This is a genomic window from Pseudomonas sp. IPO3778, assembly GCF_013386825.1.
Lineage (GTDB): Bacteria > Pseudomonadota > Gammaproteobacteria > Pseudomonadales > Pseudomonadaceae > Aquipseudomonas.
Genome location: NZ_JACARC010000014.1, coordinates 67,256 through 84,167, shown reverse-complemented (window position 1 = coordinate 84,167; position 16,912 = coordinate 67,256). Strand labels below are relative to the sequence as shown.

The 16,912-nt window shown below is 56.8% G+C and carries 7 protein-coding genes; 6 read left to right on the top strand and 1 reads right to left on the bottom strand.

Annotated elements, in window-relative coordinates; genetic code table 11:
- The first annotated feature begins 36 nt into the window (after window positions 1–36).
- Genes HX855_RS05280 through HX855_RS05270 form a run of 3 tightly spaced genes read left to right on the top strand, consistent with a single transcriptional unit; the run spans window position 37 to window position 3,285 of the window.
- Window positions 37–1,194 carry a M20 aminoacylase family protein gene (locus tag HX855_RS05280; protein ID WP_177087343.1) on the top strand — a complete coding sequence of 386 codons (1,158 nt, stop codon included), beginning with the start codon at window positions 37–39 and terminating at the stop codon, window positions 1,192–1,194.
- A 35-nt stretch (window positions 1,195–1,229) separates the two neighbouring features.
- Window positions 1,230–2,885 (top strand): cation/acetate symporter ActP, encoded by a 1,656-nt coding sequence (locus tag HX855_RS05275; protein WP_177087345.1) that lies wholly within the window; start codon window positions 1,230–1,232, stop codon window positions 2,883–2,885.
- 28 nt (window positions 2,886–2,913) lie between these two features.
- On the top strand, window positions 2,914–3,285 hold the full coding sequence (locus HX855_RS05270; RefSeq protein ID WP_177087347.1) for a DUF485 domain-containing protein: 372 nt from the start codon (window positions 2,914–2,916) through the stop codon (window positions 3,283–3,285).
- Here HX855_RS05270 and HX855_RS05265 read toward each other — a convergent pair.
- Window positions 3,243–4,175, bottom strand: coding sequence for a LysR family transcriptional regulator (locus HX855_RS05265; RefSeq protein WP_177087349.1), 933 nt, complete (start codon window positions 4,173–4,175; stop codon window positions 3,243–3,245). The two genes, HX855_RS05270 and HX855_RS05265, sit on opposite strands and share 43 nt — an antisense overlap.
- A gap of 594 nt (window positions 4,176–4,769) precedes the next feature.
- Between HX855_RS05265 and HX855_RS05260 the strand changes: the two genes are divergently transcribed.
- The 3 genes from HX855_RS05260 (at window position 4,770) to HX855_RS05250 (ending at window position 16,905) form a co-directional block, all read left to right on the top strand.
- On the top strand, window positions 4,770–6,500 hold the full coding sequence (locus tag HX855_RS05260) for a ShlB/FhaC/HecB family hemolysin secretion/activation protein (protein WP_177087351.1): 1,731 nt from the start codon (window positions 4,770–4,772) through the stop codon (window positions 6,498–6,500).
- A gap of 149 nt (window positions 6,501–6,649) precedes the next feature.
- The gene (locus tag HX855_RS05255; protein ID WP_375140061.1) at window positions 6,650–16,507 is read left to right on the top strand and encodes a filamentous hemagglutinin N-terminal domain-containing protein; all 9,858 of its coding nucleotides are present in this window, start codon (window positions 6,650–6,652) and stop codon (window positions 16,505–16,507) included.
- Window positions 16,504–16,905, top strand: coding sequence for a contact-dependent growth inhibition system immunity protein (locus HX855_RS05250; RefSeq protein WP_177087355.1), 402 nt, complete (start codon window positions 16,504–16,506; stop codon window positions 16,903–16,905). Before HX855_RS05255 ends, HX855_RS05250 begins: the two co-directional genes overlap by 4 nt.
- Window positions 16,906–16,912: the final 7 nt, after the last annotated feature.

Here is a 16,912-nt window from a genome sequence, read left to right as displayed (position 1 = left end):
CTACTCTCCGCCCCCAACGCCAAAGGATCCATGCACATGGCTATTAGTCCCGAAATCCAAGCTCTGGCCACCGATATGCGCGTCTGGCGCCAACAGATTCACAGCCAGCCGGAAATTGCCTTCAAGGAACACAAGACCGCCAACTTCGTCGCCGAGCATCTGCGGTCTTGGGATATAGAAACTCACACGGGCATTGGCCAGACTGGTGTCATCGGGGTGATCCACGGCAGCCTTGGCTTTGGGCCGAGTATTGCCTTTCGCGCCGACATGGATGCGCTGCCGATCGTAGAAGAAGGGCAGCCCTCTTATCGCTCTCAACATCATGGGATATTCCACGGCTGTGGCCACGATGGTCATACGGCCATCCTCCTAGGCACGGCCCGCCTCTTGGCCCAGAACCGGGACTTTAGCGGCAAAGTGGTGCTGATATTCCAACCTGCCGAGGAGATTATCCAGGGAAGTCGAGCCATGCTGGAGGATGACTTGCTGCGGCGTTTCCCTTTCGACGAAGTTTATTCCCTGCACAATCACCCTTCCCTCGCGGCAGGTACCATTGGCGTGCGCACCGGCGCTCTGATGGCCTCAGTGGACTTCTTCTCGATCCGTATTACCGGCATAGGTAGCCATGGTGGCATGCCCCATTTAAGCGTCGATCCAATCGTTATCGGTTCGAGCCTAGTCACAGCCCTGCAAAGCATAGTGAGCCGAAACGTCGACCCGATAGAAAACGCAGTTATCAGTGTCTGTAGCTTCCAGGCCGGAGAGACCAATAACGTTATCCCTGAATTTGCCCAGCTCAATGGCACCGTGCGTACTCTCTCTATCCCTGTTCGCCAACAGGTCATCGAACGCATGCGTGACATCTGCCAAGGGATCGCAGTGAGTCATCACTGCCAAATCGACATGACGCTGTCCAACAACACCCCACCGGTGGTCAATAGTCCGGAGCATACCCAGCACGTGATTCTCGCTGCGAAGAATGTGGTTGGGGCCCATAACCTGATCGATAACGTCGCACCAATCATGGCCGGTGATGACGTCGCGGTATTTCTCCAAGAGCGCCCCGGTTGTCATTTCCTGCTGGGTCAGGACGGCCCCATGTGCCACCACCCACACTATGACTTTAACGATGAGGTGGCGAGTATCGGTGTCGCCATGTTCGAGCAATTAGTACGTCTGCGCCTTGGCGCCTGACGTAACAACAATAACAACAAAGACCGGAGCCCGGCATGACCCCCAAAACCCTGCCAGTGTTTTTTTCACTGCTGTTGCTGCTGCTTTCTAACCCAGCCAGTGCGTCCATTGGCAGCAGCTATGCCACCAACTGGCACACCCTGGTACCGTTCTTCCTGATAATCACTCTGACCCTCGGCATTACCCGTTGGGCCAGCCGTCGCAATCACAGCACCGCGGACTTCTACACCGCTGGCGGCGGCATCACCCCCTTGCAAAACGGCTTTGCCTTGGCCGGCGACTATATGTCGGCGTCGACCTTCCTCGGCGCCGTGGCCATGCAGGCGCTGTACGGTTATGACAGCTTGATCTATGGGGTCGGCACTCTGATCGGTTGGCCGATCCTGCTATTTCTGGTGGCCGAACCCTTGCGCAATCTTGGGCATCACACTCTGTCGGATGTGGTCTCGTTCCGTCTGCAAAAGCGCCCGGTACACCTACTGACCGCCGCCAACTCCCTAGTCATTGTGCTGTTCTACCTGGTGGTACAAATGGTCGGTGCCGGCAAGCTGATCCAACTACTGTTTGGTACGCCCTACCTGTTCTCGGTGGGCATGGTCGGCGTTCTGGTACTGTTTTATGTGCTTTTCGGCGGCATGCTGGCCACTACATGGGTGCAAATCACAAAGGCCGTCCTGATTCTTGCGATCGGCAGTTTCCTCTGTTTCATGGTGCTAAAAAGTGTGGGCTTCAGCAGCAACCAACTGCTCGACAGAGTGATCCAGGCCTACCCTAAGGGCCTGGACGTATTAGCTCCCAGCAAACTGATCGCCAACCCGGTGGATGCTATTTCTTTGGGAGTCGCGCTGATCTTCGGTATGGTGGGCCTGCCGCATATCCTGATCCGTTTTTTCACGGTGAAGAACGGCGCCGCCGCCCGCCAGTCTGCCTTCTACGCCACCTGCATCATTGCTTACTTCTACACCCTGGTGGTGGTGATCGGTGCGGGGGCAGCGATCTTCGTCATAGGTAATCCAGAATTCCTAGACGCCGGCAGCCAGGGTCTGATCGGCGGAAACAACATGGCCGCTATGCACCTGGGTACCTTCTTCGGTGGCGAGCTGTTTCTGGGGATGATGTCCGCCGTAGCCTTTGCCACTATCCTTGCGGTCGTCGCCGGCCTGACTATCTCTGGCGCGTCGGCGGTCGGCCACGATATCTACACCCATCTGTTCCGCCAGAAAGCAAACGACCCCAAGCGGGAACTGAAAGTTTTCCGCAGGGCCTGCGTGACGCTGATCGTCGTTGCCCTACTGCTCTCGCAAGTGGTGCAGAATCTGAACATCAGTTTCCTCGCCGGCCTGGTGTTCGCGATTGCCGCAAGCACCAACTTTCCGATGCTGATCCTGTCGATCTACTGGCGCGGCCTGACCACCCGAGGAGTGATCGCCGCCTGCCTGTGCGGTCTTTTCTCGTCCGTAGGCCTACTGATACTGGGACCAACGATCTGGGTAGGTGTTCTGGGACACGATACGGCGATCTTTCCTTATTCCAATCCCGCGCTGTTCTCCATGAGCCTGGCCTTTATAGCTGCCTGGGTCGCCTCGGTCACCGACCGCAGCCCATTGGCCCGCGCCGAGCGCAACAGGTTCGATGCCCAGCACTACCGCTCGCTGACCGGCATCAACGCCAGCAACGCCGTGGCTCACTGAACCCTAAACTGTAAACGAGGTACCTACCATGTCGACCCCGTTCATTGTCCCCAAAAGCGACACGTCTCTGGCCCGCCTGAAAAAGATTCGCCTCAGGTTAATCCTTGGGCTGACAGTACTAACCCTCGGTACTTATTTTGGCTTTATCCTACTGGTGGCCTTTGTTCCTCATTGGCTGACCCTGCCGCTGTCGACAGAGTCACGCCTGACCACCGGCATTGTTGCGGGAATTGGCTTGTATTGGTTCTGTGTCGCTGTCACAGGCTTCTACACGTGGTATGCCAACCGCCGTATCGATCCGCTGTTGCGTGAAATGCAGTACTCGGCCGACACACAAGACAGCCTACCCCAGACTGGTCAACCGTCAGATGCGGGCGCAACGACCAGCAGTTTGGCGTAACTTGCGAACACTGTATGGGCCAACGTCTTGGCCCCCTTCACCGAGGGGGCCAAAGTGCGTCCTGCCAGGCTGACCGAACCGAACCGCGCGCTACGTAGCAGTGGCGGACTCAAAGCGACTTCCTGTAACTGACCACTGTCCAATGCCTGCCAAAAAGCCGGACGGCTGCCAAAGATCACCGCGTTCCCGGCCAGCGCCAAAGCTTCCAGGTCTGCGAGCACATCAGTCTGAAAATGAATAGCCGTTTCGATAGATCCCTCAAAATACACATCCAGGTCCGCCATGGCCCATGCTGACAATTTGATACAGCCCAAGGGGTAATCCAACAACTCGGCCGGGGTGACCAAACTTCTTTGCGCCAGTGGATGGTTGGCTGCGCAAAAGAAACCGCTGCGCCAACTGGGTAGCAAATCGACCTGCAGATCCTGGCGATAGGACAGCAGCGCGACATCGCCGAAAAAAATGTCGATTTTTTCCTCCAGCAGCAACCTCAATAACTCTTCATAGGTGCCGCCTTTGACGGTTAGCCGCACCTGCGGAGCATTCAGGGCAAAGTGTTCCAGCATTGGTGTCTTGAGCAAGGCAGCAGCTGTCGGCCCGAAACCCAGGGCAATCTCGCCATACTCGCCGCGTCGTACCAATTCGATGTCCCGGCGCAACTCATTGAGCTCGGCCAGCACCTTGCGCGCCCGCTCGGTAAACACCTCGCCGTAAGGTGTTAGCTCAACTCCAGTGGGCCCACGATCGAACAATTGAACGCCAAGTTCGGCCTCGATCGACTGAATGCTCCGAGACAGGGCCGGCTGACTCAGGTTTACCTCGATACTGGCTCGGGTGAATGTCAGGTGCTCTACCAGCCCAAGAACGTGACGTAGTTTCCTAGTATCCATTTTTCTCTTTCTTGGCTGACGGATCTACTAAACATAGCCAAGAACGATCCTCCAAAAGCCCACTCGCGTCCATACTGATCTGCCTCACGGTTGGGCTGAACTCTGGGAAGGCGAAGTCAGGCCGTCGCTAACCGACCCATAGCCGCCTTTGACTACAGGCCGCTACTCGACCAAAAACAGAAACTCGAAACCCGTTGGTCAATGCGAGTTAGTAGTAGGGCGGGTGTCTAGGCAGTGGCCAAACTTTAGCCCTTTAACGAAGCTTCTATTCTAAATATGCGGAGGCGGTGCCATCGCCACCACCTCTCCTGATAAGTTGCTCTAGCTACTATATCGCACCGGCACCACCCCGGTTCAGGGTAGTGTTCGATCACTACAGACGTAGTTGACGAGGCTTGCCGGGCTTTAATATTTGGGAAGGTTCACTAGTTAATTTCGGAAATTTCCTAGATCTATCGGCATCTAAAGCAGGAAAAATCATGTTCCTCCAGGGGAACTTTCGGATGTCCTTACTTGATAAAAGGAAAACTCCACTAGTACTCCTTTCATTCCTTTTTTGGCTAACCCAGCAAAAAACGCGCAAATGGAATTAGCATGTCGTCATTTCACCTCCGGATGAGGTCGTTTTCTTTTGTATTACTGGGTTGCCTGAGTACGTTAAGTCCTGCCTTCGCGGCGCCGCTTTCGACGCCCGGCGATCAGGACATGATCCGTGACCGTCAGGACCGCCTGCTCGAAGAGCAGCGTAAGCGCCTGGAAGATCTCAAGGATTTGCCGGGTACAGAAGGCCCTGCCGTCGCGCCCAAGGCGCCGGTTGACACCCGCTGCTTTGAGATAAAAAGCATCGAGCTCAAGGGGGCCGACAGCTTGTCTGCGGCCGATCGAGAGCGCTTGCTCAAGCCTTATCTGAATCAATGCCTGGGTGTCTCACAGCTTAATGAGCTGCTGAAGGTCATCACCGATGACTACATCGATAAAGGTTTGGTGACCAGCCGGGCTTACTTGCCGCAACAGGATCTTTCGAAGGGCCATCTGCTGGTCGTGGTAGTTGAGGGGAAACTCGAAGGTTTGAAAGGTGCTGCCGACAGCAAACTGTCGGACCGCGAGTTGGCGATGGCGTTTCCGGGCAAACAGGGCGGGTTGCTTAACTTGCGGGAAATCGAACAAACCATCGATCAACTCAACCGCTTACCCTCCAATCAAGCGCAAATGGAATTGGCCCCTGGCACGCAGGTGGGCGGCAGTGAGGTTGTCGTCAAGAACACCCCGCAAAAGCCTTGGCGCGTCAGTTTGTCACGCAACAACGACGGCCAGAAAAATACGGGCGAGCAGCAGTGGGATACTGGCTTTGAGTGGGACAACCCACTTGGATTGGCGGATCAGCTGGTCTTGCGTGGCGGCCATGACGGTATCAGCGATCATCAAAAAACCTCAGAAAACACCATGCTTTACTACAACCTGCCGTGGGGCTGGTGGAACTTCAGTTACACCTACAACCAGAGCGATTATCGCTCCCAGGCCCAAGCCAATGGTTTTGATTTCAAGCAAACCGGCGACAGTCAAAATCACCAACTGCGTGCCGAACGGGTCATTTATCGCGACGCCGTGAGCAAGACCTCCCTCAATGTGGGCGTGGCCCATCTAAGCACCAACAACTACATCGAAGACAGTCGCCTGGCTGTCAGCAGTAATAGCCTGAGCGAACTGCAGTTGGGCATTAACCATGGCCGACGAATCGGCACTGCGTTCCTCAACATCGACCTTGGCATGCAAAACGGCATTGATGCATTCGGGGCGCAGAGCAACGACCAGCATCGAGACGGGCAGGGCAATCTCACCGCTACTCCGGACTATCGCAAGTACACCGCCACAGTCAGCTATCTGCAGCCGTTCACGCTGTGGGGCGAGTCGTTGAGCTTCACCAGCCTGGCGACCGGGCAGCGCAGCGAAGATGTGCTGTTCAGCCCTCAGCGTATGAGCTTGGGTGGCTCGTCGTCGGTGCGTGGTTTTAAAGATGAGCAATTGACCGGCGACAGTGGCGGCTACTGGCGCAACGACCTGCGCTGGACGCGTCCGGTGACGTGGGGCTGGATGCACCCGCTGTTTTCGGAATATGGCACCAGCCTGGGATACGACCAGGGCGTCATTCGAAACGATCGCTACAACGGTGACCTGCACGGTCGAGTGTCGAGTGACTCCATAGAGTTGTTCGCTCGCGGTAAGCACCTAAGCACCAGTGTGACGTTTGCCCACTCCCTGGAGCGGCCTGGCGTACTGACCGAACGCGAAGCGCCGATCTATTTCCGCATGGATTTTTTCCTGTAACTCCCCCCTCAAACGCCTAGTTGCATCGAGAGTCTGATATGGAATTTCGCCCACACACCGTTCGGACTCTCGAGCCTTTTTCTGTGCAAGCCCAAGAGCGATTTTGGGGGCTTTCAAAACGTAGCCTGGCGCTGATCCTGGCCAATGCGATGTTTTGGCAACCTCTGCTGGCTCAGGCCGACGGTATTGCCGTCAGCGCCCCGGGTACCAGCTTGGGTGTGGCGGGGAACGGTATTCCGATCATCAACATCGCGGCGCCCAACGGCAGTGGTTTGTCCCACAACCAGTTCAAGGATTACAACGTCGGCGCCAGTGGCGTGATCCTCAACAACGCCACCAACAGTACGCAATCGACTCAACTGGGGGGGATCATTCTTGGCAACCCCAATTTCAATGGCACTGCGGCCAGTATCATCCTCAACGAAGTGAACGGGGGCAGCCCGAGCCAGTTAAGTGGTTACACGGAAGTAGCGGGGCAGTCCGCCAAGGTTATCGTCGCCAACCCCTATGGCATCAGTTGCAGCGGCTGCGGGTTTATCAATACACCCAATGTCACCCTGACCACCGGCACGCCTGTTCTCGATAACGGCCGCCTGGACCATTATCAGGTGGATGGCGGCACGGTGACCATCGACGGCAAGGACTTGGACGCCAGTCAGATCGACCATTTTGAGATCATCACCCGCTCGGCAAAAATCAACGCACAGATCAATGCGCGCAATCTGGCCATTGTGGCGGGTCGTAACGACGTTGATGCACTAACGCTGAATACCACGGTACGTGCCGAGGATGGCAGCGTGAAACCGGAACTGGCCATCGACTCCTCGGTGCTGGGCGGCATGTATGCCGGCGCGATCAAACTGGTGGGCACCGAGGCCGGAGTAGGGGTGAAGCTGGCGGGTAATCTGGGGGCCAGTGGCGGCGATATACGCATTGATGCGGCGGGGAACCTGACCCTGACCGACACAAGGGCTGACAGTGGAGTCACCCTCAATGCCACGAGTTTAAATTCAACCGGAGCGGTGTACGCAGGTACCGCTCTCGATGTGCATACCACCGGTGCTCTAACCAATCAGAAAAACTTCGCCGCCGGTGACAGCATCAATCTGTCCAGCGGTGGGGAACTCACCAACCTGGGCATTATCGAGGCGGGTGTTAACGCCGATAATAGTCGCAACACTAATGGCGACCTCACGGTCACTGCGCAGACGGTTACTAACACTGGCAACAGCCTGGTTGCGAGCCGTAACCTGACGGTGAGCGCGGCACAAGCGCTGAACAACCAAGGCGGCACCCTGAGTGCAAAGCAAGCCGCGAACCTTTCCACGGGCATCCTGGATAACCAAAACAAGGGCCGGGTGTTAAGCACCGGCAGCCTGAGCTTGAATGCGGACCAGTTGCTCAACGCGCAGGGTGGCCTGCTTAACAGCAGCGGTCCGCTGACCGCGACAGTCGGGAAACTAAGTAACAGCAGCGGTGAAGTGTCCAGCCTGGGCGCGTTGACCTTGAATGTGGCCACGCTGGATAACGTTGCAGGATTGGTTACGGCAAACAACGGCCTCAGTATCACCGCGAGCGGCGCCATCAATAATCAGGGCGGCAAACTCACCAGCCTGGACGTCCTGAACCTCACCGCCGGCGCGGTCGACAACAGCTCGGCGGGCCACATCAGCAGCAACCAGGCGCTGACGGCCAACGTAAGTAATCTTGATCAGCACAACGGCGGGCAGCTCACCAGCGTGACCTCGCTGACCCTGGATGTGAACAAGGGCCAGTTAAACAACCAGAGCGGTCTGATCCATGGTACGACACTGGCGCTGAATAACCTCGCTGACGTCGGCAACCAGAACGGCGAGATTTCCAGCAACCAGGGCTTTACGTTCGCCGCGAAGAGCCTGGACAACACCAGTGGCAAACTGCTCAGTGAGCAAGCCCTGACCTTGCGCCTGGATCAGGCGCTGATCAACATCAAAGGCCTGATTTCTGCTGCGGCACTGCAGTTGAAAAGCGCAACCCTGGACAACAGTGACGGGATGCTCAGCAGTCGTGACGAGCTAGGTGTTACCGTCGATGGCGCCTTTAATAACCAAGGCGGTACGGCGATTGGCGATGGCGACTTTCGCCTTGATGCCGCCAGCCTGGATAACAGTAGCGGGCAGGTTTCCAGCAAAGGGGCACTGACTGCCAACGTTAACGCGCTCACTAATAACAATGGGATATTGATCGCTGAAGGCGCACTGGCGCTCAACGGTTCCACACTGGACAACCGCAACAATGGCCTGGTCGGTGGCACCCAAGGGGTAAAGCTCCAGGTGGGGGGCGTCGACAACCGTGGCGGTGAAATTTCCAGTTCGGCGGATGTCAGCCTTCAGGGTCAGCAACTGAACAACAGCGACAGCGGCCGAGTAATCGCCGGAAAAACGCTGAGCCTGACCGTCGACAACGTACTCAACCTTAATGGGTTGCTCAGCACTCAGACCGGCTTGAGCCTGACCGGGGCCGGCCTGGATAACACCGGTGGCAGCCTCATCAGCCAGGCCGGCCTGGCTTTAAACGTCAGTGGCGATCTCAATAACACCCAAGGACTGTTGAGCAGTGAAGGCGTGTTAACCCTCAACGCTGCCAATCTGACAAACCGCCAAGGCAAGCTGTCCAGCGCCGGCCAATTGAGTGTCACCACCTCGGGTGCGACCGATAACCAGGGTGGCCAATTAGTTACCGACGGCGGCCTTACCCTCAACAGCGCAAGCCTGGACAACAGTCAGAGCGGTACGCTCAGCAGCAAGTCTGCACTGACCATCGATACTGGCACGTTCGACAACAGCCACAGCGGTAATGTCAGCACCTCCGATACGCTCAACATCAACGCCGGGCAGGTGACCAACCAGGACGGCGGTCGCCTTTCCAGTGACAAAACGCTGACCGCCAAGGTCACAGGTCTGGATCAGCAGGGCGGGAAGCTGTTTAGCAACACTGCAGTGGCGCTGGACTTAAACCACGGCCAGTTGAACAACCAGGGCGGATTGATCAACGCGCCTCTGTTGATGCTGAAAAACCTCAAGGGCGTGAACAACCAGGGCGGTGAAATTTCCAGTGCCCAGGCCTTTACGGTTGCCGCCGAAAGCCTGGATAACAGCAGCGGCAAGCTGCTCAGCAATCAGGCACTGACGTTGCGTATTGACCAAGTCCTGAGCAACCTCAAAGGCCAGATCGCTGCTCAATCCATTGACGGCCATGCCGCCAGCCTGGACAACAGTGGCGGCACGTTGACCAGCCGCGGTGACACGTTGCTGAACATCGATGGCGCGCTCAATAATCAGAGCCAGGGCCTGATCAACGCCACTGATACGTTGACCATTAACTCCACCGGGATCAACAACCAACAGGGTTCGTTGCTGGGCAGCGCGATTGCTATCGACCTGAGTACGGCCACAGGCGATCTGAACAACAATGGCGGGATGATCACCACCGCAGGCTCGCTGACCCTCCAGCACTTGCGTGACCTGAGCAACCAGAGCGGAGAAATATCGAGTGCCCAGAGCCTGAACCTCTCAGGCCGAACGCTGGACAATAGCGCGGGCAAACTGATCAGCAATAACCTGCTGGCACTCACCGGTACCGAGTTGCTCAATCAGGGTGGTCTGATATCCGGTTGGCAGGGCGTCAGCCTTAGTGGTACCGACCTGGATAACCGCAACAACGGCACCGTCTCCAGCCGCTACGGTAACGTGGCGGCCCAGTTCACCCAGAGCGTGCTCAACAGTGGCGCCGGTGCGCTGGTCAGCCAACAAGCGCTGACCGTCACCGCAGCCAGTCTCGACAACAGTGACAACGGCATTCTGTCCAGCGGCGGTGGGCAAACCCTGACTGTCACCGGCCCACTCAACAACAGCCAAGGCGGCTTGATTGACAGTGGCGCTACCCTGGACGTGCAAGCACCAACGCTCATCAACGCGGGCGGCGCTATCAATGCACAACAGAACATTAGCGTTACCGGTACCACCGTCGATAACACCGCCGGTACGTTGATCGGTAACAGTGGGGTCACCCTCGACTTGCTCGGCGTACTGACCAACACCAACGGTAAACTGGCCAGCACCGGTGCTCTGTTGCTCAAGCGTGCTACCCAGATCAACAACCAGGGTGGCCAGATCGCAAGCCAGGACCTGTTGACGTTGTTGGCCGGCAATCTGGACAACAGTAATCGTGGCACTGTCGCCGCCAATGGCACACTGACCCTCACCACCACCGGCGCCATACAAAACAACAGCGACGGTTTGATCTACAGTCAAAACGCCGATGTGCAGCTAAACGCTGCCAGCCTCGACAACGCCAAGGGTTCCGTCCAAAGCCAGACGGCATTGAACTTGAGCACCGACGGCGATATTGATAACCAAAGCGGCAAAGTCATCGCCCAGGCCAATGACGTCAGTCTCACGGCTGCAAACATTGATAACCGTGGCGGTACATTGGCGAGCCTTGGAGGCGCCCTGCACGCAAAGGTCGTCGGGGTGCTGCGTAACGGCTATGACCTCAATAACAACAGTCAGGCCGGTGTCACCCAGGCTGAGAGCCTGGATCTGGTCACCGGCAGCGTCGACAATAATGGCGGTCGTATTTCTGCACAAAGCGCAGACGCCATCGTCACCACCGGTAACTTCGACAACCGCAATGGCGGCCTCTACGCCAAAGGCCTGGTGAGTGTCACCGGCAATGACTTTGATAACAACGGCACCAACGATGGTCAGATTGCCGGGCATCAGATTGACCTCAATCTGAGCGGCGCGCTCAACAACCAACTGGGCATTATTGAAAGCGACACCACCCTGAAAGTCAGCGCGGCCAGCCTGGATAACCAGACCGGCCAACTGCGTGCCCTGGGCACCGACGGCAAGACCGAGTTTCAGATTGGCGGGTTGTTCGATAACAGCAATGGTGTCCTGGAAACGGCCAACACCGACTTGACGTTGAATGCGGGTAGTTTTCAGAACGTTAATGGCAGTGTGTTGCACGTCGGCACCGGCACCTTCGAGATTGCGCCGGGCAACCTCAATGGTGTTGGCGGTAGCGTGGTTACGCGCGGTGGTTTGAGCATCGACCAAGACACCTGGACCAACGACAGTGTTATTCAGGCCGGGCGTCTGACGCTCAACGTCAACACCTTGACCCAAAGCGCAGCCGGCCAGTTGCTGGCCGCCGATAGCCTTGTCGCAAGCGGTGTCAACTGGGTTACCAATGGCATTATTGCCAGCGATGGCAGCCTGGACCTGAACCTGAGTGGTGCGCTGAATGGTACCGGCCGCATCAGCAGCCTGGGTAACCTCAACCTGTCTGCGGCTCAAGTTGATCTGAGCAGCACCGCGAGCATTGCCGGGGGAGGGCTCACCACCGCGACCGTCTCTGGCGCGCTAAACAACAACGGGCGGCTGACCTCAGCGGCTGACCTGTCCGTGACTGCAGGTACCATCAACAACTACGGCACACTCGGCAGCGGCCAAGCGTTGACCGTCACCACCGGGGCGCTGCTCAATGATCATGGGCTGATCTTCAGCGGCTCAGACATGAGCCTGCGGGTCGACTCACTGAACAACAGCTACGCCGATATCTACAGCCTCGGCAACCTGAATATTGACCGCGACGGTCAAGGTGGGCTCGCCAGCAGCATCATCAACAGTTCCTCCAGTATTCAAAGCGACGGCAATCTGAACCTGTCCGCCAGCACCATACAAAACGTTCGTGCCGTATTGAGTACCAGTGACCTGGGCATCTACACCGCGCGAATCGACGAGGTTACCTGTATTGAGGGTTACAACGCCGGCGACTGCAGCGGTAAACAGAACCATGCCTGGGAGGTTGTTCAGCGCGACAAGGTAGATGTGACCGACGCCAGTGCGGCGTCAAGTATCACCGCCGGTGGCAATCTGACCATCAACGGTGGCGACCTGCTGAATGCAAGTAGCAGCATCGGCGCTGCTGGCAACCTGAGCGCGACAGTCAGCAACCTGACCAACAGCGGCATTGAGACCGGCGAGACAGAAACCACCCGAATATTCATGACAGAGCGGACCAGCGATGCTTCAGGCTGGTACGCCATGGCCAGTGCCTTTACCAATAAATACTGGTACCTGAGCCCCGCCTACACCCCCAATGACCTAGGGGGGCTGCAGGCTGCGATGAGTGGCTTTATCGGCACGACCCTTGAAGAGTTGCCGCAACTTCGAACGACGCAAAAAATTGCAGAGGGCGACCAAACCTACGCCGCCATCATTCAGGCAGGCGGGGCGGTCAACGTCACCGCTCAGAACACGATCGACAACAGTGTCGTGCAACCAGGATTCACCTACGTTGGCGCAGGTGCCAAAACCGGCACAGACGCCACGGGTGCCGGTGGTGCAGGCAGTACCTACTCAACCCGCGTCACCCTCAACCAACAACTGCCCCCCGACCTTGCCCAGCAGCAGATCAATCCGCTAACCCTGCCAGGCTTCAGCTTACCCACCGGGCAGAATGGCCTATTTCGCCTGAGCGGTCAGGGGGACACAGCACCGACCAATCAAACTCCACAAAGCTGGACCCTGGGCAGTGCGGTTATTGGCACGGCCCAGCACCAACAAGCGGCCCCCAGCAGTGGCATTCAGGCCATTCAGGTAGGCGATGCGGTTCAAACGGCATTAAACACATCCACCCCAGTCCAGGCCACGGCGGCAAGTTTGTTGACCGTCAACCGGGTTCAGGGCTTGCCCGACGATAGTCGTCCATCCAATCCGCAAAAGTATCTGATCGAGACCAATCCGGCGCTCACCAACCTCACGCAATTTATGAGCTCGGATTACCTGCTGTCCAATCTTGGTTACGACCCGGATCAAAGCTGGAAGCGTTTAGGTGACGGGCTTTACGAAGAGCAGTTGATCCAGCAAGCCGTCATCGCTCGGACCGGCCAGCAATTTATCGATGGCCAGACCAGCGATGCCGGCTTGTACAAGTACCTGATGGACAACGCAATCACCAGTCAGCAACAACTCAACCTGTCTGTCGGTGTGAGTCTTACGGCTGAGCAGGTCGCGTCCCTGACCCATGATATCGTCTGGATGGAAGACGCCACGGTTAATGGTGAGCAGGTGTTGGTCCCTGTGCTGTACCTGGCCCAGGCGGATAATCGTCTCGGCCCCACCGGTGCGTTGATCGCAGGTTCTGACGTGAGCCTGATTGCCGGGAGCGACCTGACCAACGCTGGCACCTTGAGCGCGACCGGCAACCTGTCTGCCCAAGCGGGCCAGAACATGGTCAACAGCGGCCTGGTCGAAGCCGGTGACCGCCTCGATCTCCTGGCAGGCAATAACCTGACCAACCAGGCGGGCGGCATCATCGCGGGGAGTGACGTCAGTGTCACCGCCGTCAACGGCGATGTGAACAATGAGCGCACCGTTACCAGCCATGAGAGCAGCAGTGGCTATCGCACCGAGGGCACTGACTTTGTCGACAGCGCCGCGCGTATCGAGGCGGCCAACAACCTGAGCGTGCAGGCGGGGGAAGACGTCAACAACGTGGGTGGGGTATTGAGCAGCGGTGCGGACACCACCATCGTGGCGGGTCGCGACGTTAACCTGGTGGCTGCCGAGCAAGTGGATAGCAACGCCGTCACCGACCTGTCCCGCAGCAGCGACGTGACCCAATACGGCAGCATTATTGAGGCCGGACGCGACTTCCAGGTTACCGCTGCCCGAAACATCAGTGCCATCGCGAGCCAGATCGATGCCACGCGTGATGTTGCGATGTCTGCGACCGGTAACCTGAGCTTGGCCTCGGCAGCGGATGAGCAGCACTCGGCGCTTAATACAAAGAAGGTCACCACCCAGGAAGATCACGTTAGTCAGGTGAGTACCACCGTAACCGCTGGTGGCAACGTTGACCTTAGTGCCGGGAACGATATGGCGTTGATCGCCAGCCGGGTTTCAGCGGGCAATGAAGCGTACCTGGTGGCGGGTGGCGAGCTTGATGTGCTGGCTGCTCAGAACAGCGATTACTCGCTGTATGACATGAAGAAGACGGGTAGTTGGGGCAGCAAGAAAACTCAGCACGACGAAGTCACCGACGTCAAAAATGTCAGTAGCGAGATCCAGACCGGCGGTGCTTTGGCTCTGGTCAGCGGTGGCGATCAGTTGTATCAGGACGCCAAGCTAAACAGTGGTGGGGATTTGTCCCTGAGCACTGGTGGCAGCATCACGTTTGAGGCGGTCAAGGACCTGCACGACGAAAGCCACACCAAAAGCGATAACAATGCCTTCTGGGTTTCGGCCAAAGGCAAAGGCACCACTGACGAGACCTTGCACCAGAGTGAGCTGACGGCGAAGGGTCAACTGACGATCAACGCGGTCGACGGCCTGCACATCGACCTCAAACAGATCGACCAAGATACGGTGTCGCAAAGTATTGACGCGATGGTCCAGGCCGACCCGAGCCTTGCTTGGTTAAAAGACGCTGAAAAGCGTGGGGACGTCGACTGGCGCCAGGTACAGGAAATCCACGACTCCTTCAAGTACAACACCTCGGGCCTGGGACCCGCATCAAAGGTGATCATCGCCATCTTGATGTCAGTCGCTCTTGGCCCGGCTGGGCTGGGACTGGGCGGAATAGAAGGCACGGCAGAGATCAGCCTGGCCACGACGGCGGTGACCAGCTTCATCGATGACAAGGGCAATCTGGGCAGTACGCTGAAGGACACTTTCAGCTCGGACAGTTTGAAAAACGCAGCGGTCGCTGGCATTAGCGCCGGAGTCCTGAATTATGCCGACACCAACTGGCTCGGAAGTACCGAAGGGTCGACTGTTACCACCGCTGGGCCGCTTCAAAACGCTAGCTACTCCAGCGACATGCTCAGTTGGAGCAATGCTGAGCAGACCCTGCTTCGCAGTAGTGCACATGCCCTGATCAACAGTGGGATTTCCACAGCGATCAATGGCGGAAGTTTTGGCCAGAACCTGAGCAGCGCGGCCTTGAGTGAGGCGATCAGCCTTGGCGCGGCAGCCGGCAACAAAGCCATCGGCGATGCGACGAATGACATTGCGAGCAAGCTAGTCCTGCACGCTGTGCTCGGTGGATTGCTGTCGAAGGCTGCGGGGCAAGACTTTGCGAGTGGTGTCGTCGCAGGCGGCGTGGCCGAAGGGTTGACACCATTGGTCAACGCAGCGTTGTCCAATTACGTCAGCAAGATTTTCGATGCGAACAATCTGAGTTACCAGGGTAGCCAAACGCAGATCACGACAGCACAGTTGATTGGGGTGGTTTCGGGGGCAATGGCTGGCGGCGATCCTAATATCGCGGCTTTGATAGGTGGATCTGCGGACAAGTACAACCGCCAAGGGCACGAGGATTTGGATCCTACCGTGATTTTCGGCGATGAAGACGCGGCCCACACAAACGATCTGACGCCTCTGCAAAAAGCTTATGCGCAACTGTCGCTGGCGATCTTCAGCGTGTTGGTGCCGGAAGTTGTGATGGAGAGTTTGCTGGCCAGGATGGGGGCAATGTTCAGTGAGATGGGCGATGGTCTTGTTGGGGCTACAGCAACAGGCGTGGAGAATGTTTCAGGCAGCACCGCAATTGACGCCACAGCGGGGGCCGGTGAGACTGTGTCGAGTGCAACCAAGGCTGAGCAGGTTGAAACTGAGGTTGCAGAAAGTGCTGGCGGTGAAAAAGAGGCTGTGGACAGTGCGGCTAAGCTGAGCCAAGGTCAGCAGAGAGCTGTTAACAAAATTGACAATATTCTCAATAGTTTCAAGGATAGCGACATTACGGGTACATTAAAGGATATGGCAGGCGACCCTGTTCCGAAGCCTGATGGCGGCTATTGGGATCACTTGAAAGAAATGAACGACATGCTTAGAGGATTAAGAAACCATGCGGAAACGCTGGAAGGCGTGAGTGATCCCGTAGCGCAAGCTGCACGCCAAAGAGCTTTAGATACAATTCAACGTATCAACTCAGCTTTAAATGGTGCAGGAATATGAAGTTTCGTGATTTGGAAAAAGGAACTCCAGTCAATTGGTTGTCAGAAGACAAGAACTCATCTTTGACTGAATGGTATCTGTCTGTGCGCGACATTCATTTAAATCTTTTGAGCGTGGGGGATGTTTGTCGTGCGCTGCGGCAAAATTTGTTTGTTAGTGAAGTTTTACCGTTTGCTGTAGCCTTGCTGAATGATGATGTTTTGATAGGGGAAAGGTATGATGGCGAGTTAGTCGCGGCTCTTTCCGGTTTGAGTTCTAAGTATTGGCAAGAGAACACAAGTGCTGCGTATCAAGCGGCTTACGCTTTGGCTGAGGTTAAACAGTTAAGCAAAGATGCCGACTTGTTAAGAGATGCTTCAACTTTGGCGAAGGTTCTTGGAGAAATAAATAAACTGTAAATGCCTG